The 22207-nt window shown below is 55.3% G+C and carries 19 protein-coding genes and 1 pseudogene; 9 read left to right on the forward strand and 11 right to left on the reverse strand.

The features are described 5' to 3' along the window. Positions 1-7: 7 nt before the first annotated feature. Positions 8-367, reverse strand: a complete 360-nt coding sequence (locus BN3277_RS06605) for a DUF5412 family protein (protein ID WP_059041481.1) — start codon at positions 365-367, stop codon at positions 8-10. A gap of 156 nt (positions 368-523) precedes the next feature. Then, positions 524-694, reverse strand: coding sequence for a DUF421 domain-containing protein (locus BN3277_RS25300; RefSeq protein ID WP_392396620.1), 171 nt, complete (start codon positions 692-694; stop codon positions 524-526). A 174-nt stretch (positions 695-868) separates the two neighbouring features. Between BN3277_RS25300 and BN3277_RS06610 the strand changes: the two genes are divergently transcribed. Together BN3277_RS06610 and BN3277_RS06615 are read left to right on the forward strand one after the other, a co-directional pair. Next, positions 869-1726 (forward strand): M23 family metallopeptidase, encoded by an 858-nt coding sequence (locus BN3277_RS06610; protein ID WP_059041482.1) that lies wholly within the window; start codon positions 869-871, stop codon positions 1724-1726. 119 nt (positions 1727-1845) lie between these two features. After that, entirely contained in the window at positions 1846-2352 is a 507-nt protein-coding gene (locus BN3277_RS06615) for a hypothetical protein (protein WP_059041483.1), read from the forward strand. Between the two features lie 58 nt (positions 2353-2410). On the opposite strand, the gene BN3277_RS06620 is transcribed toward BN3277_RS06615, so the two are convergent. Together BN3277_RS06620 and BN3277_RS06625 are read right to left on the reverse strand one after the other, a co-directional pair. Beyond that, positions 2411-3253 carry an aldo/keto reductase gene (locus tag BN3277_RS06620; protein WP_059041484.1) on the reverse strand — a complete coding sequence of 281 codons (843 nt, stop codon included), beginning with the start codon at positions 3251-3253 and terminating at the stop codon, positions 2411-2413. Then, on the reverse strand, positions 3250-4485 hold the full coding sequence (locus BN3277_RS06625) for an MFS transporter (RefSeq protein WP_059041485.1): 1236 nt from the start codon (positions 4483-4485) through the stop codon (positions 3250-3252). Before BN3277_RS06625 ends, BN3277_RS06620 begins: the two co-directional genes overlap by 4 nt. Positions 4486-4671: 186 nt before the next feature. On the opposite strand from BN3277_RS06625, the gene BN3277_RS06630 reads away from it, so the two are divergent. The 6 genes and pseudogenes from BN3277_RS06630 (at position 4672) to BN3277_RS06655 (ending at position 9273) form a co-directional block, all read left to right on the forward strand. Beyond that, positions 4672-5043, forward strand: coding sequence for a winged helix-turn-helix transcriptional regulator (locus tag BN3277_RS06630; protein WP_059041486.1), 372 nt, complete (start codon positions 4672-4674; stop codon positions 5041-5043). 42 nt (positions 5044-5085) lie between these two features. After that, positions 5086-5790: a response regulator transcription factor gene (locus BN3277_RS06635; RefSeq protein ID WP_059041487.1), complete on the forward strand. Its 705-nt coding sequence runs from the start codon at positions 5086-5088 to the stop codon at positions 5788-5790. Then, positions 5783-6895, forward strand: a complete 1113-nt coding sequence (locus BN3277_RS06640) for a sensor histidine kinase (protein WP_059041488.1) — start codon at positions 5783-5785, stop codon at positions 6893-6895. Before BN3277_RS06635 ends, BN3277_RS06640 begins: the two co-directional genes overlap by 8 nt. Positions 6896-7073: 178 nt before the next feature. Then, positions 7074-7658 (forward strand): annotated as a pseudogene (locus BN3277_RS06645) (carbohydrate ABC transporter permease); the annotation flags it as partial. Between the two features lie 252 nt (positions 7659-7910). After that, the gene (locus BN3277_RS06650) at positions 7911-8267 is read left to right on the forward strand and encodes a PadR family transcriptional regulator (RefSeq protein WP_059041490.1); all 357 of its coding nucleotides are present in this window, start codon (positions 7911-7913) and stop codon (positions 8265-8267) included. After that, complete coding sequence (locus BN3277_RS06655) at positions 8245-9273, forward strand: HAAS signaling domain-containing protein (RefSeq protein WP_059041491.1); 1029 nt, start codon at positions 8245-8247, stop codon at positions 9271-9273. The genes BN3277_RS06650 and BN3277_RS06655 overlap by 23 nt, the downstream gene beginning before the upstream one ends. A gap of 67 nt (positions 9274-9340) precedes the next feature. Here BN3277_RS06655 and BN3277_RS06660 read toward each other — a convergent pair whose 3' ends face one another. The 7 genes from BN3277_RS06660 to BN3277_RS06690 form a co-directional block, all read right to left on the reverse strand. Beyond that, positions 9341-10708 carry a sodium/glutamate symporter family protein gene (locus BN3277_RS06660; RefSeq protein WP_059041492.1) on the reverse strand — a complete coding sequence of 456 codons (1368 nt, stop codon included), beginning with the start codon at positions 10706-10708 and terminating at the stop codon, positions 9341-9343. Positions 10709-10720: 12 nt separating this feature from the next. Next, positions 10721-11932, reverse strand: a complete 1212-nt coding sequence (locus BN3277_RS06665) for a lysophospholipid acyltransferase family protein (RefSeq protein ID WP_059041493.1) — start codon at positions 11930-11932, stop codon at positions 10721-10723. 133 nt (positions 11933-12065) lie between these two features. After that, positions 12066-13868, reverse strand: a complete 1803-nt coding sequence (locus tag BN3277_RS06670; protein ID WP_059041494.1) for an S-layer homology domain-containing protein — start codon at positions 13866-13868, stop codon at positions 12066-12068. A 202-nt stretch (positions 13869-14070) separates the two neighbouring features. Next, the gene (locus BN3277_RS06675) at positions 14071-15474 is read right to left on the reverse strand and encodes an NAD-dependent malic enzyme (protein WP_059041495.1); all 1404 of its coding nucleotides are present in this window, start codon (positions 15472-15474) and stop codon (positions 14071-14073) included. Positions 15475-15477: 3 nt separating this feature from the next. Next, positions 15478-16746, reverse strand: a complete 1269-nt coding sequence (locus BN3277_RS06680; protein ID WP_082691350.1) for a Glu/Leu/Phe/Val family dehydrogenase — start codon at positions 16744-16746, stop codon at positions 15478-15480. Between the two features lie 765 nt (positions 16747-17511). After that, positions 17512-19080 carry an L-glutamate gamma-semialdehyde dehydrogenase gene (gene pruA / locus BN3277_RS06685; RefSeq protein ID WP_059041496.1) on the reverse strand — a complete coding sequence of 523 codons (1569 nt, stop codon included), beginning with the start codon at positions 19078-19080 and terminating at the stop codon, positions 17512-17514. A 41-nt stretch (positions 19081-19121) separates the two neighbouring features. Beyond that, positions 19122-20036 carry a proline dehydrogenase family protein gene (locus BN3277_RS06690; protein ID WP_059041497.1) on the reverse strand — a complete coding sequence of 305 codons (915 nt, stop codon included), beginning with the start codon at positions 20034-20036 and terminating at the stop codon, positions 19122-19124. Between the two features lie 229 nt (positions 20037-20265). Here BN3277_RS06690 and BN3277_RS06695 point away from each other — a divergent pair, with 229 nt between their 5' ends. After that, on the forward strand, positions 20266-22113 hold the full coding sequence (locus BN3277_RS06695) for a sigma-54 interaction domain-containing protein (protein WP_059041498.1): 1848 nt from the start codon (positions 20266-20268) through the stop codon (positions 22111-22113). The last annotated feature ends 94 nt before the right edge of the window (positions 22114-22207 follow it).

Below are 22207 nucleotides of genomic sequence, written 5' to 3' on the forward strand. Positions count from 1 at the left end.
TTTCTTTTTAGTGTCTCCTTCCGTCAAACACCTGATTAGGTAACTTAATTTGATGTCCATTGATTTCCACTGTATTATTGTCAATCCAATTTACTTGTGCTTCAGATTCCCCTGGATTCCAATAGATATTTTTGCTTCTCTTGCCATTATCCCAGATTAGTTCGCCTCTAATCGAAGGATCTGATGTAGCCAGAGACCCCCAATATATGTATGTTTGAATTGCATATTCACCATTAAATGATTTACTTTCATTTAGGAGTTCTCCTTCAGGTAAACATCTCATACAGTACCCTTTATACCAAATGAACCCTCCAATTAACCCCAAAATAACGGCAAAAGACAAAACTATAATAGCGAATTTTTTCATTAATTCAGCCTCCGTTTATTCTTGTCTTATTTTTTCTATATTTTATCATAATTTCAAATGAAACGGAAAATAATGGTCTCAATTTACTGCTTTGGAGGTAACAGAAAGGAACACTAATTTGGGCCTTTTTATGTATCCTTAGTTTGACATTTGTACTTAGCCCAAGGTTTTATACACTTTGGTTATCGTAATCATGGTTCCGATCGAAATCATATTGACTATTGTAGCGGCCGTCATTTGCGAGATGGATTTCCTCCCGGCGATCCGCAAGAGCACCATGCCGGCCAGCGCCAAAATGACGGATTTCCAAATCCAATCCAATTCCATAAGGTAAATCCCTCCATATCCGCATAATTAACCGTAACTTGCGCATCCTCCGTCTTTTTATGCAGCCCGCTTTCCGCCCGTGATGGATCTTCCAGAATTCACCGCTTATCCCTCCTTCCGATTTCCTGTAAAATGGAAGTAGTCCAACAATTTCATCTGCTAGGGGTTGACATCATGGGTAACAAGAAGTGGATGCTGGGCATCGCCGGGGCGATCATCGGCACCCTGCTGTTTGGGGGCGTTTCACAGGCTGCATCGTATACCGTCAAGTCAGGGGATTCCCTGTGGAAAATCGCAAATGCCTACCGAATCAGCACGACACAACTTAAAACGATGAATCAGTTAACCGGTGACTGGATTTATCCGGGACAGGTGTTGCAGGTTCCGGGAACGACCGCATATACCGTGCAAAATGGGGAAACGATGTGGTTGATCAGCTTGAAATTCAATGTCACGCTCGACTCGCTCCTGAAAGCGAACCCGCAATTATCGAATCCGAACAATATCTGGGCCGGCTTGCAGATCAACCTGCCGGCCGAAGCGAAAATAACCAGCACCGTAGCCAAGCCGGACCGGTTCGAAAACGGCTTCTTCCCGCTTGCGAAAGGGACGTACACGCCGATGACGAACAGTTATGGCGATGGCCGGGCCTGGGCGGAAGAGGGATCCGCGCAGCGTACGCACGAGGGCATCGATATTTTTGCCGAGGAAGGAACCCCCGTGTACAGCGCGATGGCCGGAGAGGTCATCAACTATGGCTGGAACGAACTAGGCGGTTGGCGATTGACCGTGCGCGTCGACGGCTCCACCGCATTTTACTACGCGCATCTATCGCGCTATGCGGAGGGAATCGGACCGGGCAGCAAGGTGACGAAAGGCCAGCTTATCGGTTATGTCGGCAGCACCGGCTATGGCCCGGAAGGGACCTCCGGCCTGTTTTTGCCGCATCTACATTTCGGAATCTACCAGACGTCGCCTTGGAAAGCCCTAAACGCCTACCCGTACTTAAGCTGGTGGGAAGCGAACCGTTAATCCGCCGGGCCGGCCTAAGGCCCTCCCTTGATTTCGGGGGTACCTTTGGGGTACCCTTTCTTTACACCGCTTGCCGCATAACAGGCGGGATCACGTTTTTTATTTCGAGGTGGTATGTTTTGAAAAAATACGCGCTAGGTTTGACGGTCGTGCTGTTATCGCTCCTGCTTGCCGGATGCGGCACCTTCGATCCGGTCAACAAGGCGTTGAACCAGCTGAGACCAGCCGACGCCGCGGATCCGGCCCAGGATGCGGAAGGCCCCTTCACCGTAGAGTTATCCGTTCCGAAGCGCGCCGGTTTAGACCAAACGTTTACGCTGATCGCCAGCCTGCATAATCTGTCCAAAACCCGGTTTGAGCTGCAGAGCCGGCCCCGGGTGTTCCATTACCTGATCGTGGACAGCTCGGGCAACCGGGTGAATACGATTTCCGAAGTGGACAGCGCGGTCGTTCGCAGCATGGGGGGAGAAACGGATATTAACGAGTTTTTCGAAACCCGGATCGATCGGATCGGGACGTATGAAATTTATGCGGTCGCCGAATTCTCGGTCAAAGAGAACGGCATCTACAAGGACCACACCTACGAGACGGAGCATCACCGAATCGAAATCGGCCCCTACAGCTGATAAAGAGCAGACCCGAAGGATCCAGCGGATCCACGGTATCTGCTCTTTTTTGGCGTGTTTAGAAATCGAAGTGGTCGGGGTCCGGGCCGACGCGAAGGTTCTCGTTCAAAGCGCTGATCCGTTCCATATCCTCGGCCGTTATCGCAAAATCGAATACGTCCGCGTTCTCCGCTATCCGGTGCGGCTTGGTCGACTTCGGTATCGTGACCACGCCGTTCTGCAAATCCCAGCGGAGGATGATTTGCGCGACGGATTTCCCGTATTGGCGGGCAAGCTCCTGCAGGAAAGGATGATCCAGCAATTGCCCTTGCATCAGCGGGGACCAGGCCTCCATCTGAATGCCGCGCTCGCGGCAGAAGGTTTGCACTTCCCGCTGCGTCAGACGCGGATGGTATTCGACCTGGTTAACCATCGGCACGATCTCCGCGTCCGCCATCAAGTCCTCCAGATGATGGACCTGGAAGTTGCTGACGCCGATCGCTTTGACCTTTCCGGCTTTGTAGAGCGTCTCCAGCGCTCGCCAGGCGTCTTTGTATTTGCCCGCCACCGGCCAGTGGATCAGGTACAGGTCAAGATAGTCCAGCCCAAGCTTATTCAGGCTTGTTTCATAGGCGGCCAGCGTCTCTTCGTAACCGAGGTCGGCATTCCAGACTTTGGAGGTGACGAACAGCGCTTCGCGCGGGATGCCGGCTTGCTGCAGGCCTTCGCGGATGCCTTGGCCGACGCCCGATTCATTGCCATAGATGGCGGCGGTATCGATGCTGCGGTAGCCGTGCGTGATCGCGGATTTGACCGCATTCACCAACTCTTGTCCTTCCTCGACCTGGAATACGCCAAGGCCAAGCCAAGGCATTTTGACTCCGTTGTGCAGGGTAGTGGTATCTTGTAAATGGGTAATCATAACCATGAAACCTCCTGTTGAGTTTGATGTGGAATGGCATGTTGAACTTGTGTTCCTTGTTGATCTTTCTTTTCCAAGGCACGGCTCCAGCCGGTGAGAACCACGGCAGCTGCAACCATCAGCGCGCCGATCCATGAAGTATGGATGAGGCCGATTGAATCGGCGATGACCCCGCCCAGATAAGAGCCTAGGGCGATCCCGGCGTTAAAGGCCGCGATGTTGATCGCGGAGGCGACATCGACGGCGGACGGGACAAACCGCTCTGCCAACATGACGACATAGACCTGCAGCCCCGGGACGTTCATGAAGGCCAGCAGCCCCATGAGGAAGATGGTCACCAGGCCGGCGGTTTTAAATGGAGCCGTAAACAGCAGAGCCAGCAGGATCAACGCCTGAACGAGAAACATATAAAACAAAGCCCGCACCGGCTGGCGATTGGATAGCTTGCCGCCAACCATGTTGCCGATGGCGATGGCGACGCCGTACACGAGCAATATGACGGCGACGGCGCTTTCTTTAAAGCCCGTAATTTCAAGCAGGATCGGCGACAGGTAGGTATAAACGACAAAGGTGCCGCCATAACCCAAGGCAGTGATTAAAAACAATAGCAGCAGCCGCCCGTTCGTCACCAGCTTCACCTGGTCGCGCAACGCGGTTCGCGTCCCTTTCCGCAAGCCGGACGGAATCAGCAGGCTATTGGAGATGAAGCCAAGCAGTCCGACGGCGACGATCAAGATAAATGCCGCGCGCCAGCCCAGCTGCTGTCCGATAAAGGTGCCCAGAGGAACGCCGGTGACCGTCGCTACGGTTAAACCGGTGAACATGATCGATATAGCGCTGGCCCGGCGGTGTTCCGGCACCAGGTCGGCGGCAATCGTGGAACCGATCGACATGAATACGCCGTGCGAGAAGGCGGAGACGACCCTTGCGACGAGCAGCATGCCGATCCCGGTCGCTGCAGCGGCCAAAACATTGCCGATCATGAACACGACCATGATCCAAAGCAACAATGTTTTGCGCGACATCCGCGCCGTTAACGAGGTGAGTACCGGGGCGCCAAAGGTCACGCCTAATGCATATAAGGAAACCGTCAGTCCTGCCGTCGTGGTGGCGATGTGCAGGTCTTCGGCGATTAAAGGCAGCAGACCCACGCTGATAAATTCGGTAGTCCCGATGGCAAAGGCGCTGATCGCCAAGGCCAGCAGCGCCAAGGTGCTTTTTTGAGGATTCATAAGCTTCCCTAACCTCCTATGTTGATGTGGTTTGATGTTCGCCGCCATCTGCGGGACTTGTGCAGAAGCGAGCGACAAATGCTATTATGGGGGATAGGGTTCTTTGTGAGAAGTACGCACTTTAAAGTGATATAGGCACCAAAAAGTAGTGTAGGCACCTTGAAGTGCCTATGAAAGGAGCAAAATATGAAAGCGAAGAAATACAATATCTCCGTGGAGGCGACGCTGGAGGTGATCGGCGGGAAGTGGAAATGCGTGATCCTGTGCCACCTGACGCACGGCCGCAAACGGACCAGTGAATTAAAACGGCTGATGCCCGACATCACCCAGAAAATGTTGACCCAGCAGCTGCGCGAGCTGGAGGCCGACGGCGTCATACGGCGAATCGTCTATCAAGAGGTTCCACCTCGGGTTGAATATGAGCTCAGCGAATATGGGGAGAGCCTGCGCGGGATTTTGGATGCGCTGTGTGCCTGGGGCGAGCAGCATATCTGCAAGGTATACGGCGGCTATGACGTCTTGGAAGAAAACGTGCTGAACGAACATTTGAAATCGTGAGCGCTCTTCGGTTATGCTGTCCATGAAAAGGAGCGATGATCGATGAAACCCATCACGGTATTGATTGCGGACGATGAGGCGGAAATCGCCGACCTGATCGAACTGCACCTGGCTCGGGAAGGATACCGCTGCATCAAGGCGTATGACGGGCAGGAGGCGCTGGACGTCATCCAGACGCAATCCGTGGATCTGGCGATCTTGGATATCATGATGCCGAAGATCGACGGGTACGAGGTGACTCGGCAAATCCGCGAGAAGAAGTATCATCTACCGATTATTTTCCTCAGCGCCAAAGCCAGTGACCTCGATAAAATCACCGGCCTGGTCCGGGGAGCGGACGACTACATGACGAAGCCGTTTAACCCGATGGAGCTGGTGGCTCGGGTGAATGCCCAACTGCGGCGCTTTATCCAATTGAATCCTTCGGTCGCCGCTGCGGTGGACGAGACGGTGCTGGAAGCCGGAGGGCTCGTAATCCATCCCGAGCAGCGGACGGTGTTCCTGTACGGCGAGCCGGTGGAGCTGACGCCCAAGGAGTTTGATATATTAGTGCTGCTCGCCAGCCATCCGAAGAAGGTGTTCAGCTCGGAGCATATTTTCGAGAAGGTCTGGGGCGAAGCGTATTTTGAAGGCGGGAACACGGTCATGGTGCATATCCGAACCCTGCGCAAGAAGCTGGGGGAAGACCAGCACAAGAACAAGCTGATCAAAACCGTCTGGGGAGTAGGGTATACGTTCAATGGATAATTACGCGGACAAACCGAAATTTCGCAGTTTTCGCTTCCAAATGATCCGGCTGTTCGGGCTCAGCATGCTGCTGTCCGCCGGGACGACCTTTCTGGTTTACCTGGCGCTGCGGGAATACTATCATACGCTGCTCCGCGAGGACCCGCTTTATGACGTCCGCCGGGTCATGCGTGAGATCGGCGACATCAACGTATTTCTGATTATTTTTATCCCGCTCTCGTTCTTATATTTTTATCTGCTCACCCGGCGTTACGTCGCTTACTTTCGGGAGATTTCCCGGGGGATCAACCAGCTGGCGGGAGGCGATTTCAACCACCGGGTTCATGTGCCCTCCGGCGATGAATTCGGGGAGATTGCGCGGGACATCAATCTGGCCAGCGAGAAGCTGCAGCAAGCGGTGGAACGGGGCGACTTTGCCGAGAACAGCAAGGAGCAGCTGGTGCTCAACCTGGCCCATGACCTGCGTACGCCGCTGACCTCCGTCATCGGATATCTGGATTTCATCCTGCAGGGCAAGGATCTGACTGCGGAGCAAATGAAGCATTACACGACGATTGCCTACACCAAGTCGCAGCGACTGGAGAAGCTGATCGATGAGCTGTTCGAAATTACGCGGATGAATTACGGGAAGCTGAACATTCACCGCCGGCCGCTTGACCTGAGCGAGCTGCTCGTTCAATTAACCGAAGAGATGTATCCGGTATTTGAAAAAAACGAGCTGACCGCCCGCCTGCAAACCGAACCCCAGCTGATGATCTCCGGCGACGGCGACCTGCTCGCCCGCGTCTTCGAGAATCTGCTGTCCAATGCCGTTCGTTACGGCAAAGACGGGGAGTACGTCGACGTCCGCGGGACGCTGGACGGGGAAGAAGTGGTCGTGCGCGTGACTAACTACGGGGATTCCATCCCGCAGGAAGAGCTGCCGCATGTGTTTGATATGTTTTTTACGGGCGACCGGGCGCGGACGCACCAGGAGGGCAGCACCGGGTTGGGGCTGTTTATCGCCAAAAATATCGTGGAGCAGCATGAGGGCTCCGTTTCGGTGCAAAGCGATCTGATTCGCACGGAATTTGAGGTGCGGTTGCCCTTACTCACGGGAAGCTGAATTTAAGGAAAAGTTTAAAATTACCCCACTTTTGATTTTAACAGTCCACCTTAAGCTGGAAGAGCAAGAACAGCAGGAGGATTGGGAAATGAAAAAGTGGGTTTTTTGGCGTGCGCGCCAAAGCCGGGCCTTGTCGGGATTGGCCAGATGGCGTTGCAGGGATGCGGCGGCGGCAGGGATGTTCCTGGCGCCAAGCGTAGTGGGGTTCGCGCTCTTTTATCTAATCCCGTTTGGCATGAGTCTCTTCTACTCCTTCGAGAGCGGCACCTCTGGCGGAAGCTTTGTGGGCTTGGCAAATTACCGCGACCTGCTCGCCAGCGCTTCGTTCCGCAAGGCTGCGGCCAACACGCTGTATTTCAGCGCGCTGGGTGTCCCGCTGCTGCTGGGATTGTCCCTGGGACTAGCTCTGTTGCTGAATCGGCAGGTTTACCTGCGGAAATGGCTGCGCACCTCTTATGTACTGCCGCTGGTTGTACCGGTGGCATCGGTTATTCTGATTTGGCAGATGGTGTTTGACTGGAACGGGGTTTTCAACTACCTGCTGGGCCACATCGGCATCCAACGCGTGGACTGGATGAAAACCGGAGCAGCTCGTTATGTCGTCCTGATGGTGTATTTGTGGAAGAACCTCGGCTACAACGTCATTTTGTTTTTGGCCGGCTTGCAGCAAATTCCCCAGGACTATTACGAGACCGCCCAGGTGGAAGGTGCCGGCCCGGCCCGCCAGTTTTTCGGCATTACGCTGGTCTACTTAACGACAACAGAGGAAGCCGCGAAGCTGATGCAAAACCGGGCGACGACTTTTTTGAACGAATAAAGCAAGCAGACTAGTGAATTGAAAATACCGGAAGATCCTGCCTCGCTCACGAGGCGGGATCTTTTTTACATAAGCCTCTAAAAAATAATTGGTGGCGCCCATTGCTTGATGTCAAACAATAGTGTATGATGCATAGTATAAGACATCATGTACGACATACAGTATACGAAAAACAGGATGAAACAACGAGGTGGGAGAATGAACGACTTATTGAACTCCTTGATCACGGAACTCCGCCGCGGAACGTTGACCTTGGCCGTGCTAAGCCAGTTGCGGACGCCGCAATACGGGTATTCGCTCGTTCAACGGCTGGAGCAGTCCGGGATCACCATTGATCAAAGCACGTTGTATCCGCTGTTGCGCCGGTTGGAGAAGCAGGAGCTCGTGACGAGCAGTTGGGACACAACGGAGAGCCGCCCGCGCCGTTACTACGTGCTGAGCGCGTTTGGCTTAGAGATTTTCGAGAAGTTGAAGGCGGAATGGGAGAAGACCTCCCAGGAGCTATACACGTTATTGAAGGGGGAGAAGGATAATGAAACCAACGGATCTGATTGAGCTTTACGTTTACGAAGTGACTCGACGGCTGCCGGAACGGAACCGGGACGACATCGCGCTGGAGCTGCGCTCCACGATCGAGGATATGCTGCCGGAGGAACCTAGCGAAGCCGAAGTGAAGGAGGCGCTCACCCAATTGGGTGATCCGGCCGTATTGGCTGCTCAGTATCGGGATCAACCGGCGCATCTGATCGGGCCGCGTTTCTATGACACTTATGTTCAGGTATTAAAAATGGTTGTCCCGGTCGTGGTCGTGATTACCTTCCTTTCGCTTATCGCCAACCAAATCATCACGTATTCCGGTGAAGTGGTTCCGGCGGATGCCGCGGCGAGCTTGCTCAGCAAAGCCATCGAGGTGGTGCTTGGTGCAGGGGTGCAGACCGTTTTTTGGATTACCCTGGCGTTTGTTATTCTGGAGCGTACGGGAACCGGCAAGGAACTGCCGCTGAACGGCAAGTTCAAGGCTTGGACACCGGATGACTTGAAGGATACTCGTTATGTCCCCGCAAAGAAAGTGATCAAGAAAAGCGAGGTTTTCGCCAACCTGATGTGGACGGCGATTTGGGGAAGCGTCTATTTTAACGCAGATCGGTTGATTGGCGTCTATGAGCCGGGTCGATTCGGCATCGAGATGACCACTCCGGTCTTTAATCAGGAGGTCCTGGTTGCGTATTGGCCGTTTGTTGTGCTGATTCTCGCATTGGATGTGATTCTGGCCATCTACAAATGGATCGTTTCCCAATGGACGGTGCCAATCGCGTTCCTGAACGTGGCGAACCACGTCCTTTCGCTGGTGGTGTTCGCCGCCATGATTAGTAATGCCGATTTGCTGTCCTCAGGTTTCACTGCAAAAATGGAGGATATTTTTGGACCTGAACTCTCGGGAGTGTCCGGTTTCAGCTCCGGATGGATTATGTGGCTGGCGTTGTTCGCCTACATGTTGGCCGCCGTCCTGGACAGTTACCAAGGGTTCCGCAAAGCGAACCTTACCCAACCGGCGAAATAAAACGTCGATAGAAAAATCCCCACTCTCTTGTTGAAAGAGGGTGGGGATTTTCGTCTGCTGATTTGGCTTAGGCCGCTGTTTTTCGGGACCGGTATAGCAGCAGCCCCAGCAGGATGACGAAATAAACGAACAAGGCGGCGAAGGTGTACAGGTACATCACCGGCTGATTCTGCAGGTATCCGACGATCGGAATGTTCAAAATCAGCAGCAGCGGAAAGCCGAATAGGATCGCGCTCGCGCTGCCCATGACCAGATTGTCCGTCGTATTCGATTGGAATTTCGGATCGACAGCTTTGACAAGCGCGAGCCCGGTGGAGATCGTTCCGGTTAACATGCCGTAAAAACCAAGGATATTCGGCAGTTTATCCTCCGGCAACACCCGTGGCACTAACCAAATGATAAAGCACACCGTGACCAGTCCGCCAACCGTTGTTAGGATAAGCACCGGGGTCAGGTATTGCTTCAGCGCGTAAATCGAGATCGCGGCGATGGAGGCGGCGATCATGTAATCGAAGGAGAAACCGGAGATGCGCTGCAACAGATAGTTGTTGGGGGAATGCTCCAGTTGGAAGCCCGCTTGCTTCCAACGGTTGAGAATCCACCGAAACAACATCGCATACAGGCTGCCGATGAGGAAGTGGAAGCCGATCAACAGTTGAGCCAGCGTTTCGCCATAGGTTCCAAGCGGCGTGAGTACCGCCTCCAGCCCGCGTAACGTCAAGTAGGTGACGAGATAAATGAAGCCGATCAACGCGATTTGGTAGGTCAGCTTGTCGATCGCGTCACTCAGCGGAATTTCGCCCTCTTCCGATTTTTCCGTGACCTCGGTCCGCTCCTTGTGGGAGTCGAAGGCCGTCCGTTTATATTTGGGATGGCGGATCAGGAAATTCATCAGGATAATCCCGGGAATCACCGCCCAGATGAAGCCAAACCCGGCGATCGTCAAGCCGAGATTTGCGCCGCCTTCCAGTCCCAGTGCCTCCCAGCGGCTGCCGATCGAATAGGCTTGTCCCGGACCTTGTCCGTAGCCCAGTGGGAGCAGCAATCCGATACCCGGAAACATGTCGGGATAGAAGAACTTCGTCAGGAGCAGAAGCAGCCCAAACCCCACCAATCCTTGAATTAGGTACGTCGATACGATCAGCATGCCGGATCGCAATACCGCCGGGCTGTTCGATACCTCCCGTTCCTTGAGGGAGAGAGCGATAAACCCGATGGCCATCAGGTGATAGACGAGTTGACCCAGACGGTCGAGATCAAATTGGAGCCAGCCGAGCAGCTCCGGGCCAACAAGCAATCCCAAGATACCCGCGACCATGGAGGTGGGGACAATGATTTTGCGCAGCAGCGGAATGCGCGCCTTGAGGATGGCCGATACGACCATCAACAGAGAGAGAAAGGTAAAGTCAATCACGAAGGACCATGAATTATCCAAGGGGAGAACCTCCTAGTTGTGCCGTGGTGTACGCGGTTTCAGCGCGTTGATAAATTGAAGCCATTTGTAAGCCGAGGTTCTTGGTTGGAAGAACAGGAACCGGTACAGCTTATCGCCAACGTAAAACTCGAACTTGTGGTGAAGCTGTACATTGATGCCCTCCATCTCCTCAAACGGGAAGGTATACGTTTGTCCAGCCTCCGCCTGATAAGAAAGGGAAGCTTCCTGGTCGGCGTTCCATCGCAAATGTCCCGTTCCCCGGAATTGAAAGGGTTGCTCTCCTTCCGAAACATACAGATGTACCCGATCGTGCATGACGGGTTCCCAGGCAGCCAGCTGTCCCGGTTCTTGGATCGCCTGGCTGAGCCGGTGCAGCTGCCAGCGGTTCCAGTCCCGCGTGGTGGGGAAACGCAAGAGATGGGTAAACGGGGCGAACTTGCCCTGCGGCGTATAGCGAACCGTGTAGCCGCAGGCCGTGCAGCCGAACAGGTCTTGTTCGGAGCGAAGGCGGCCCGGTACCTCACAGTGCGGGCAAATAAACAGTAGGCGCTCCAGGTAATGAGCCGGGGCTTTGCCGTAGTAAGCGGACCCGGTTTGGGTTTGCCATTCCGCGTCGTCATGCGCCAACGCTTCCGTCAGCAGGTCATGAATCGCTTCCGGCGTATGGTTGGTGAATGCGCCGGCGTCCCACTTTTTCACGAGGGAGATCCGAATGGGGCCCCGGCGATGGCTTTCGGCCCAACGAGGGAACGACAGGTGGCCGCCGGAAATCGTCGCGATGACGACCGGAAGATCCAGCAGCTTCACCAGCTTGGCCGTGGAGTAAATTAGCGGCTCGGTTGTCCCGTCCCAGTTCCGGTTTCCCTCTGGGAACAAGCCGATGACCCGCCCGTGCTGCTTGGCTTTCATCATGCCGCGGATCGTGCGCGTATCGTTTTTAAATTTGGCTTTGGGGATCGCCCCGGTATAATTCAGCAGCTTGGCGAGCAGCGGGTTACGGAACAGGGATGCCCCGGCAACGAAGCTGATCGGCTCGTCCACGTAGCAGTTGATGTACAGCGGATCCCAGTTGGTAACATGGTTCGCCAAAATCAGATAAGGCGGCTTCAGGCCCACCGTATCATTCCGCTCAACTTTCATCCGGGAGCGGCTCCGGATCATCGCGCGCACCACGGACAACACTAGGCGCTGCACGAATTTACCTGGTTTTTTCTCTATACTCACAAGTTCACTTCCTGAGGAATCATTTTCATCAAACACATTAATATTGTTATATCATATTTTGGTTTAATTCGTCGGCGAGAACTTATCGGTTCAGAAAAAAGAACGGCCGGGGGCCGTTCTTGGGGTGGGGTGATTAATTTATTGTTTCTTCGATAATCTCCATCGGATCGAAGCGATTCCCGGCATGATCGTATACCGAATCAGCTTTGATCCGAACCTTCACAGGGGAAGTAAGAGCAGAAAGGAATTCCGTCGTCAGTTCGATTCGATAAGTACGATGATCTAATGTGATTAGGTTGTATTCATGTCCAGGTCTCATCTCTTCGCTGGAGGCAAAGTCATCAGAAGAATACGTGAGGATAAGGTTCCGTACTAGGACCTCCTCATCGAACTGTAACGTGATTCCCCCATCTACGTAAGTGCTATCAGTTACAGTAGGGGGCTCTTCATCGAATATAATGGGAAGCTCCGTACTGCCTAAGTTCCTGCCACTATCGCTCCAAAGCGTAAACACGAGGGATTCTTCACTATCCTGATCGGCTGCCTCGACGGGGGTGATCGTCATTCCTGTAGCCGTTGGATCTTCAGACAACTCAATCCACGGTCCTTTTGACTCAACAACAAGGTTAGCTACCTTGTGATTAGACGAATCCAGCACTTCGAAGCAATAAAAGTCCAAGTAATCCCCGATTCGTAACGGGGTTGTACCTTCCGTAATTTCAATCAGATCGTTGATGTTGCGCGTGTTGTGGGATAATGGATCCGAGGATACACTATCCAATAGAACCGAGCTAGTCGAAGCCCCGCTGTTCAGCCAAAAACGGGCTTCCGGTTTCACCGACAGATTTAATTCACTCAACCCTTCGACAAGCTCGATCCCATCGGAGGGAGTGGACACATTCCCCGCGGCATCAACCGCAAAAACTCGGTAGGTCCGCTCCGACAGTCCGGAGGTTGGGATCAGTGTAGTTTCATTGGCCGAAGCCGCAGCGACCCCGCGGCCGGAGCTAAGCGAATCCAGTTCGGATCGCGTTCTTGGAGTGTTGGGTCCGGGAATGAGATAGAGCGTACCGGATTCGCTGCTTCGCGCGGCCACCGTACCTCCGATCGTAACCGGTGAAGAAGACAAAAGTGTTACCGTTGGTGCCGTCACATCAGGCTGCGGGGAGCTGCTGCCACCGCCGCTGCTTCCCCCAGAACTCGGGACGGAGGGAGTTGATGGGGTTGTAGGTACAACCGGCTTGTCCGCTTCAGCCGGTGGTGTAGTGGGTTCATCGGAGGACGGAGAATCTCCCGCCGGCGGTTGACTTTTGTATTCTTCCGCTTTTTTTAGAAAGTTGCTGGCGACTAAGGCTACGGCCTGTCTTTCCGCATTTCCGGTGGGGTCAAACCGACCGTTACCGGTACCGGAAAGTAAGCCAAGCTCCACAGCGGCGCCCACCGCGTCTTTGGCATAATCGGCGATGGCGTCCGCATCGGAGAAGGTCAGGTCGGCTCCTTTGCCGGTGGCGTCGACTCCAAGGGCACGCACGAAAATAACCGCCATATCCTGCCGTGATAACTGATTGCCCGTACCAAAAACCCTATTCCCATAGCCGCTGATCAGTCCAGCCCTCTTTGCCGCTTCAACATAAGCATAAGCATAGTGTTCCGGAGGCACATCACTAAATGTAGCGGATGCCGGGGCTTGATCAATATCCAAGCTCAAGGCTTTGGCAAGAATAATTGCGAAATCCTGACGTTGGATTTTCCCCGTTGGATTGAATTTCCCGTTCCCTGTACCGTTCAGAATCCCCGCGTCGACCAATTCCTGAATGGCATCTTTGGCATAAGAACCCTGGATATCGGTCAATTCGGTGGCTGCTTGGGCGGGCAGCGCGATTGCACTGAGCAGCGCGGCGCTGGTCATCACCTTGGCGTATAGATTTTTCTTCATTAATAGTCTCCTTTCAATGTTCTCCAATCATTTACATCGAAGTCTCGCATTTTGTCTAAAATTAATATATCTTAATTTTTAAATCTTGCAATCTAATTTTGAACCATGGATTTGGGAACAACAAAAAAGCCCTTGCTGCAAAGGGCAGAAGGGCAAAAGGGAAGAATATTGGAAGAGGAAAAGTCCATCCATCAAAGGAGTATCATCGGAAATCCGGCGGGATACGCCGGGCGACGCCGGTGGCCATCGCCGCCTCGATGACGGCTTTACGCACGAGCGGGACGACCTGATCATTAAAAATACTTGGAATGATATACTGCTCGTTCCGCTCCTCGTCGGTGACGGCGGCCGCGATGGCTTCCGCGGCGGCCAGCTTCATCGCTTCGTTCACCACACGGGCGCGGCAATCCAACGCCCCACGGAAGACGCCGGGGAACACGAGCACGTTGTTGATCTGGTTCGGATAATCGCTCCGGCCGGTCGCGAAGACCCCTGCGTGAGCCAGCCCTACCTCCGGATCCACCTCCGGGTTCGGGTTAGCAAGGGCAAACACGATCGGCTGCTCGTTCATCGTTTGCAGGTGCTCGCCGGTCAGCAGATTTCCAGCCGAGACGCCGATAAACACATCGGCACCGGGCAGGACGTCCTGCAGCGAGCCGGGTTGACTTTCCACCTGGGGCTGCTCCGCCAGCCACTGCCACATCGGGTAGCGGTACGTTCCACCGTGGACAATCGCCCCCTCCTTGTCCACCGGAGCGAGCTTCGTCACGCCGGCGGCGAGCAGCATTTTGCAGATGGAGACCCCGGCTGCCCCCACGCCGCTTACCACGACCCGCACTTCGGACATCGATTTGCCGACGACTTTCAGTGCGTTGATCAGCCCGGCGATGACGACCACTGCCGTACCGTGCTGATCGTCATGGAACACGGGGATGTCCAGCTCTTCAGCCAGCCGCTGTTCAATTTCGAAGCACCTTGGCGAGCTGATGTCCTCCAGATTAATCCCGCCAAAAATCGGGCTAACCGCTTTGATGGTTCGGATAATTTCTTCGGTATCGCTCGTATCGAGGCAGAGGGGGAACGCATCAACCCCGGCAAGCTGTTTGAACAGCATCGCTTTGCCTTCCATCACCGGCGCCGCGGCGTAAGGGCCGATATCGCCAAGCCCCAACACGGCGGTTCCGTCCGTGATGACCGCGACCGTGTTGCGTTTAATCGTCAGCGAAAACGCTTTGTTCGGGCTCTCGTGAATCGCCGTGCAGATTTTCGCGACCCCCGGGGTATACACCTGCGACAGATCATCACGGTTGCGAATCGGCATCGTGGGTTCGATGGCGATTTTGCCGCCGAGATGCATGAGGAACGTGCGATCGGAAACGTTGATCAGCCGGACCCCGTGCAGCTTGCGCAGCGCTTTGACGAACTCTGTCTCATCCCGGTCGCCCGTATCTACGGTAATGTCGCGTATCGAGGAGCCTTTGGCCGAAGAGATGACGTCGATCGACGTAATATCGCCGCCGGCCCCGCTCACCGCTGCGGCGACATCGCCGAAGCTGGCCTGCTTATGGTCAAGCTCCAATCGGATAATAATTAATGTACGTGCCATAACTTAAATCCACCCCCGCCATTTAACCGCCTCGGTCATTCGCTTCAGCCCCACGATATATGCAGCCAGACGCATGTTCACCCGGCGTGTCGCCGAAGTCTGATAGACCTTGTGAAACGCGTCCACCAGCAGTTGCTCCAGCTTCGCGTTGACTTCCTCCAGCGGCCAGTAGTAACCCTGATTATTTTGCACCCATTCAAAATAGGATACGACCACGCCGCCCGCGCTCGCTAGGACATCCGGCACAATCAGGACCCCGCGCTTGGACAAAATTTCAGTCGCCGCATACGTTGTTGGACCGTTGGCCGCCTCGACGATCAGCTTCGCTTGGATGTTCGGGGCGTTTTGCTCGGTGAGTTGATTTTCGATCGCCGCCGGCACGAGGATATCACATTCCTTCACGAGCAGCTCCTGATTCGTGATCCGGTTGGGATAGAGATGGGTCACCGCGCCAAAAGAATCCCGTCGATCCAGCAGCTCGAGGATATCGAGTCCATTCGGATCGTACAGCGCGCCGCGAGCGTCGGCGATGCCAACGATGACGGCCCCGGCGTCGTGCAGAAACTTCGCCAGGTAGCTGCCGGCATTGCCGAAGCCCTGGATGATGACCCGCGCGCCTTCCACCGCCATGCCGGCCATCTTGGCCGCCTCCTTCAGCACGATCGTGACGCCGAGGGCCGTCGACGATTCCCGCCCGTAGGAGCCGCCGAGCACCAGCGGTTTGCCAGTGATGAAGCTGGGGGAGTCGAACTCGCGGATTCGGCTGTACTCGTCCATCATCCAAGCCATCACCTGCGAGTTGGTGTACACGTCAGGCGCGGGAATATCCTTGGCCGGCCCGACCATTTGGCTGATTGCCCGCACGTACCCGCGGCTTAAGGCTTCCAGCTCCCGCATCGACATCGTCCGCGGGTCGCAAGCGACCCCGCCTTTGCCGCCGCCGTAGGGCAGCGACACGATGCCGCATTTGATGCTCATCCACATCGACAGGGCCTTCACTTCCTCGGCCGTGACGTCGGGGTGGAATCGCACGCCGCCCTTGGTCGGCCCAATCGCATCGTTGTGCTGGGCACGGTATCCGGTAAAGACCTGGACGGAGCCGTCGTCCATCTTCACCGGAATCCGCACGGTCAACATCCGCAGCGGCTCCTTAAGCAGGTCGAACATGGCCGGCGACTCGTTCATCGTCTCCAGCGCCAACCGGATCACCTGTTGGGTGCCAGTCAACACATCCGTATTTTCCGAAAGTTTTCGTTTCCCGTTCATAATCATGGGTTACCCTTCTTCCGTTCCGTATTGGGGCATTTGCCACAAACCTTAAGTCTGTTGGGTCCGCTTCCCGTAGCACTAACGATTGCCACAAACCTTAGGTCTGCTGGGCCCGCTGTCCATAGCACTAACGCTTGTCACAAACCATAAGTGTGCTGTGCCCGCCACCGTGGCACTAACGCTTGCCACAAACCTTAAGTGTGCCGTGCCCGCCACCGTAGCTCTAACGCTTGTCACAAACCTTAAGTGTGCTGTGCCCGCTGTCCATAGCACTAACACTTGTCACAAACCTTAAGTGTGCTGTGCCCGCCACCGTAGCTCTAACGCTTGCCACAAACCTTAAACCGGCTAAAATCGCCATTTTGCGATTCTAACGCTGATCACAGAGCTTATTGCGCCATTTTGGAGGTGAAATAAGGTGTTTTTGCCCAAATAGCGTGTCTCAGCGTCGTTAGAATTTGTTTAGCGCCGAAATTGCCACAATAGCGTTTCTCATCAGCGTTAGAGTATGGGAGTACCAGCGGCGACAAACCGAGCACGATAGCGAGCAACAAGGAGCACCAGCAGCGACCAACCGAGCACGATAGCGGGCAACAAGGAGCACCAGCGGCGACCAAGCGAGCACGAGAGCAACCAGCAACGAGCACCGGTAGGGGACCAAAGTGAGCACATCAAGCGAACGTCAACCAGCGACCAGCAAGGAGCAACCGTGCACCCTACATGCCTGCGAATCCTTCAGAGAGCTCAGTCGTTCAATGCTTCCTTATGTTACAACTTCCGGGAAGTCAGCTTGGCTTGGGTGAACAGCAGCAGGTAGTCGTAGCCGCCGGCTTTCGAGTCGGTCCCCGACATATTAAAGCCGCCAAACGGTTGGGCGCCAACCAATGCCCCGGTGCATTTGCGGTTGATGTACAGGTTGCCGCAGTGCATCGTTTCCAGCGCTTCGCCGATCCGGTCCTCATCCCGGGAAAAGAACGCCCCCGTCAGCCCAAACTCGGTGTCGTTGTACATCTCGATCGCTTTACGCCAATCCTTCGCTTTGCCGATCGCCAGCACCGGCCCGAAGATCTCCTCCTGCATGATCCGCGCCTTTCCGTCAACACCGGCGAACACGGTAGGTTCGATATAATAGCCGTTGCCTTCGGCTTGCCGTCCGCCGGTGAGGAGCTGACCTTCCTGTTTGCCGATCTCGATGTAATCGAGGATTTTGCGGAAAGAAGCCTCATCGATCACCGGTCCAACCGCCTTATTGTGCTCGGGTAATCCAACCTCCAGCTGCTGCGTCAAAGACACGACTTTCTCCACCACCTCGTCGTAAACGGACTCTACGACCAAGGCGCGGGATCCGGCGGAGCATTTCTGCCCCTGGTAGCCAAAAGCCGAAGCCACGATCGCCTGCGCCGCCGCATCCAGATCTGCCGTTTCATCCACGACGATGCCGTCTTTGCCGCCCATCTCAGCCACGAGGCGTTTGATCCAGATTTGCCCCGGCGCCGTTTCGGCCGCCAGCTTGCTGATGCGAAGCCCTACTTCCTTCGAGCCGGTGAAGCTGATGAACCGTGTTTTCGGGTGCGTGGTCAGGTAATCGCCAACCTCGGCACCGCTGCCCGGGATGAAGTTGAGCACCCCGGCCGGCAAGCCAACCTCCTCCATCAGCGCGGCGAATTTGTAGGCGATCACCGGCGTGTTGGAGGCAGGCTTGAGCAGCACGGTATTCCCGGCTACCATCGCCGCCGAGGTCATGCCAACGCAGATCGCCAGCGGGAAATTCCACGGCGGAATGATAATGCCTACGCCAAGTGGGATGTAGGTCAGCCGATTACGCTCCCCGGGAACCGGAGTCAGCGGCATCGTCTCGTTAATCTCACTCAAGCGAATCATTTCCCGCGCGTAAAAATTCAGGAAGTCGATCGCTTCCGCCGTATCGGCATCGGCCTCTGCGTAATTTTTGCCGGCTTCAAGCACCATTAGGGCGGAGAATTCATGCTTCCGCTCAGTCATGACCTCGGCGGCCTTCAGCAGGTATTGGGCGCGTTCGCGGGGAGGGACCTTTTTCCACGATTCAAACGCCTCGAGCGCAGCCTGCATAGCTTGCTCCGCCAGCTTCTGATCGGCTTTGCTGACATCCCCTATCGTTTCCTCCAGATTGCCGGGATTCACCGAACGGATCTGATCCTCCGTAAAAATCTTCTCACCGCCGATCAGCAGCGGAATCTCCCGTCCCAGCTCCGACTTCACTTGGGCGATTGCGGTTTCCATGGCCTGGCGGGCCGGCTCCTGGCGAAAGTCGGTAAACGGTTCGTTGCGGAAATTATCCAGTTTTGCCGTTGTGCTCATAGGGCGTGCTCCTTTACGGTTGGATTTTCGGATGATTCGGATTATTTAAATAAGTTCTTCAATACAAACCAGACATTGGCGGGACGCTCCGCGAGGCGGCGCATAAAGTAACCAAACCAATCGCTGCCAAAAGGAACATATACACGTACCTTGTAACCTTCGCGAACGAGCGCATGCTGCAAATCCTCGCGAATGCCAAATAACATTTGAAATTCGTAGCGGTCTGGCGGAACCCTTAGTTCTTGAATTGCTTGCTTGGCGTAATCGATAATCTGAGCGTCATGGGTTGCAATGGCGGCATAGCCGCCGTTCTTGAGGTGGGTGGAAATGAGGCGTTTAAAGTTTTCGTCGACGTCCGGCTTGGCCGGGTAAGCCACTTTAGGCGATTCCTTGTAAGCTCCTTTTACGAGGCGGAGGTTGGGTTTGAGGGATTTGAGGGCCTCGATATCGTCCAGGGAGCGGTAAAGATAAGCTTGGATGACGATGCCAACGTTGTTGATTTGTTCGCGGAGTTGCTTGTAGATCGAGATCGTTTTTTCACACTGGGCAAAATCCTCCATGTCGATGCGTACGAACAAGCCGTGCATCCGGGCCCGGTTCAGGATTGCGGTCAGATTCCGCAAACAGACTTCCTCGCTGATCCCGAGACCCAGTGAAGTGAGCTTCAGCGAGAGATTGGCTTGCACCCCGGCGTCGGCGATGGCATCCAGCGTCTTGAGGCACATCCGCGTGGAAAGCTCGGCTTCGGCCTCCGTAGAGACGAACTCGCCGAGATGATCGAGGGTCGCTTCCCGACCGGTCGCATTTAAGGCACGTACGGCTTGGATCGCACCTTCGACGGTTTCCCCGGCCACAAACCGGCCGGCGCCAAAGCGAAGTCCATAACGGCGGGCCATGCGGCCGACGGATTGGCTTTTGGCGAACGATTGAAACAGGGTTCGGAGTAACGCATCCATAGGCATCCATCCTTTTCCAATTCTCATTGTACACAAAATATACAATATTTTAGATTTCTGAACAATATGTATTCAAAAAATAAACAAAAAACATTTTAATTAACGCAAAAGTGTTCATAATTGAACAGTTTAACGAAAGGTTGACGCCTAACTTTGCCGCAGAATGATTGAACGTCGCCAGCTTTCGTGATAGATTTACAAGTAAAATTTCATTACGTGCGAGGTAATTATGTTCAATCATGAACGGATAACATACCGGCGGGATCTGACCTTACTAAAGCCGGAAGAGGAGAAAAGCAAGCTGCTAGACGTGCTGCAAAGCGGCCGGTCAGCGGCGGTTACGTTGGGCGGGGCGTGGTATCTCTTGATGCCGGACGACGCCGGACCGTTTGAAGCCTTAGGGGGCGCGGGGAGCGTCGGCGAAGGGCTGCGGCTTGACGGAGCGAAGTTCGCCGCTTCGATCGTGTTCCGGGAGTCCGAGCTAGCGCTCCCGGTTAGCGATCTGGCCTCGCGCTGGTCTACTGCAGGGGCCGGCGGTCGGTCGGCGTTAGTGTTGGAGGACAGCCTGGAGCAGGAGCCGGTCGGCTACCTCCCGTTGGTCGACCTGCTGAAAGCGGCGGCGGACCGGCAGCAGCGAGCGGAGGCGTATTTCGACGCCTTGCTGGAGACGGTCAGCGACGCCGTTACCGTCGTGGACCGGAACGGGACGGTGATCGGCTGGAACGCGGTGGCGGAGGAAGTGTACGGGATCGCCAAAGCAGACATCGTGGGCCGCACGATCGGCGAGCACTTCGACCCTGATGCGCTGGTCGTGCTGGGCATTCTGGATGAAGGCCGGCGGCTGCGCGGGGCCTACCATCGTCCGCGGGAAGGTACACATGTGCTGATCAATGCGTCGCCGATCGTAGAGCCGGGCGGGGGGATCATCGGCGGCGTGGCAACCGAGCAGGATATTACACATCTCGTGAAGCTGAACGATGAGCTGACGGTGGCGACGTCCCGGCTGTTGACCCAGCGGATCAACGACGAGGATCCGTTCGCCTTGATCAGCGGGCGCGGCGAAAGCATGGGGAAGGTGATCAAGCTAGCCAAAAAGCTCGCCGAAACCGACTCCGCCGTGCTGTTGATCGGAGAGACTGGGGCGGGCAAAGAGCAGCTAGCCAGGGTGATCCATCGGGCCGGCGCGCGGCCGGAGGGCCCGTTCCTGTCGCTCAGCTGCGGGGCCGTTCCGGCGGGATTGGCCGAGGCGGAACTGTTCGGCTACCAGGGAGGCACCTTCTCGGGACAGCCGTCGGGCCAGGCCGGTCGGTTGGAGGCGGCGGACGGGGGTGCGATTTTTTTGAACGAAATCGAATGTTTGCCGCCCGACGTGCAGGAGAAGCTGGCCAATTACATCAAGCGCCGCACGTTAACGCGGATCGGGGCTTCGGAAGCCGTGCCGGTCTCGGCGCGGATCTTCGCGGGCACCAGCCAGGATCTGGGGCAGCTCGTCCGGGAGGGCAAATTCCGGGCGGATTTGTACTATGCGCTGAACGTGGTGTCGCTGAAGGTGCCGCCATTACGTGAGCGGCGGGAGGACCTAGGCGCGTTGGTGCAAATGTATTTGCGCGTTTTTTCGCTGCAGTACCAGAAGCCGTTGCCGACTGTTTCGCCGGAGGTTTTGCTGGCATTTGTGAATTACAACTGGCCGGGGAACGTAAGCGAGCTGCGGGCGGTGATCGAGCGCTGCGTGATTTTAAGCGACAACGAGCAAATCATGCTGGAGCATTTGCCAGAGGCGCTGCAGCGTCGGCAGGCCCAGCTGGAATTCGCAGCGGCGGCGAACCCTGCGGGTATGCCGGTTAGCGGCGGTGTCGTTGCCGGTTCCGACTCGGGGAGCGGGCCGAAGCTGTCGTCTTCGGAACAGACAGATCGGCTGGACAAAATGCTGCGTCCGCGCATCACCCCCGAGGAAGAAATGGAACTCATGAAGGAAGCGCTGGAACGCACATCGGGGAACAAGAGCAATGCAGCCAAGCTGCTGGGCATCTCCCGCGGCACGCTCTATAAAAAAATCCGCGAGTATAATTTAGTGTAGATAAAAAACAACCAGTAACAATCATGCTACCATTATGTATTGGTCCCGTTTTTCGATTCAAAATAGGGGCGCACGATACTCATATCACATCAAC

It is taken from the genome of Paenibacillus rubinfantis, assembly GCF_001486505.1.
GTDB classification, from domain to species: Bacteria; Bacillota; Bacilli; order Paenibacillales; family Paenibacillaceae; genus Fontibacillus; species Fontibacillus rubinfantis.

What these genes read in the sequence shown, in the direction of transcription:
- BN3277_RS06605 (WP_059041481.1), bottom strand. Translation starts at nt 367, where the DNA reads ATGAAAAAATTCGCTATTATAGTTTTGTCTTTTGCCGTTATTTTGGGG.
- BN3277_RS25300 (WP_392396620.1), bottom strand. Translation starts at nt 694, where the DNA reads ATGGAATTGGATTGGATTTGGAAATCCGTCATTTTGGCGCTGGCCGGC.
- BN3277_RS06610 (WP_059041482.1), top strand. Translation starts at nt 869, where the DNA reads ATGGGTAACAAGAAGTGGATGCTGGGCATCGCCGGGGCGATCATCGGC.
- BN3277_RS06620 (WP_059041484.1), bottom strand. Translation starts at nt 3,253, where the DNA reads ATGATTACCCATTTACAAGATACCACTACCCTGCACAACGGAGTCAAA.
- BN3277_RS06625 (WP_059041485.1), bottom strand. Translation starts at nt 4,485, where the DNA reads ATGAATCCTCAAAAAAGCACCTTGGCGCTGCTGGCCTTGGCGATCAGC.
- BN3277_RS06630 (WP_059041486.1), top strand. Translation starts at nt 4,672, where the DNA reads ATGAAAGCGAAGAAATACAATATCTCCGTGGAGGCGACGCTGGAGGTG.
- BN3277_RS06635 (WP_059041487.1), top strand. Translation starts at nt 5,086, where the DNA reads ATGAAACCCATCACGGTATTGATTGCGGACGATGAGGCGGAAATCGCC.
- BN3277_RS06640 (WP_059041488.1), top strand. Translation starts at nt 5,783, where the DNA reads ATGGATAATTACGCGGACAAACCGAAATTTCGCAGTTTTCGCTTCCAA.
- BN3277_RS06650 (WP_059041490.1), top strand. Translation starts at nt 7,911, where the DNA reads ATGAACGACTTATTGAACTCCTTGATCACGGAACTCCGCCGCGGAACG.
- BN3277_RS06655 (WP_059041491.1), top strand. Translation starts at nt 8,245, where the DNA reads ATGAAACCAACGGATCTGATTGAGCTTTACGTTTACGAAGTGACTCGA.
- BN3277_RS06670 (WP_059041494.1), bottom strand. Translation starts at nt 13,868, where the DNA reads ATGAAGAAAAATCTATACGCCAAGGTGATGACCAGCGCCGCGCTGCTC.
- BN3277_RS06675 (WP_059041495.1), bottom strand. Translation starts at nt 15,474, where the DNA reads ATGGCACGTACATTAATTATTATCCGATTGGAGCTTGACCATAAGCAG.
- BN3277_RS06680 (WP_082691350.1), bottom strand. Translation starts at nt 16,746, where the DNA reads ATGATTATGAACGGGAAACGAAAACTTTCGGAAAATACGGATGTGTTG.
- pruA (WP_059041496.1), bottom strand. Translation starts at nt 19,080, where the DNA reads ATGAGCACAACGGCAAAACTGGATAATTTCCGCAACGAACCGTTTACC.
- BN3277_RS06690 (WP_059041497.1), bottom strand. Translation starts at nt 20,036, where the DNA reads ATGGATGCGTTACTCCGAACCCTGTTTCAATCGTTCGCCAAAAGCCAA.
- BN3277_RS06695 (WP_059041498.1), top strand. Translation starts at nt 20,266, where the DNA reads ATGTTCAATCATGAACGGATAACATACCGGCGGGATCTGACCTTACTA.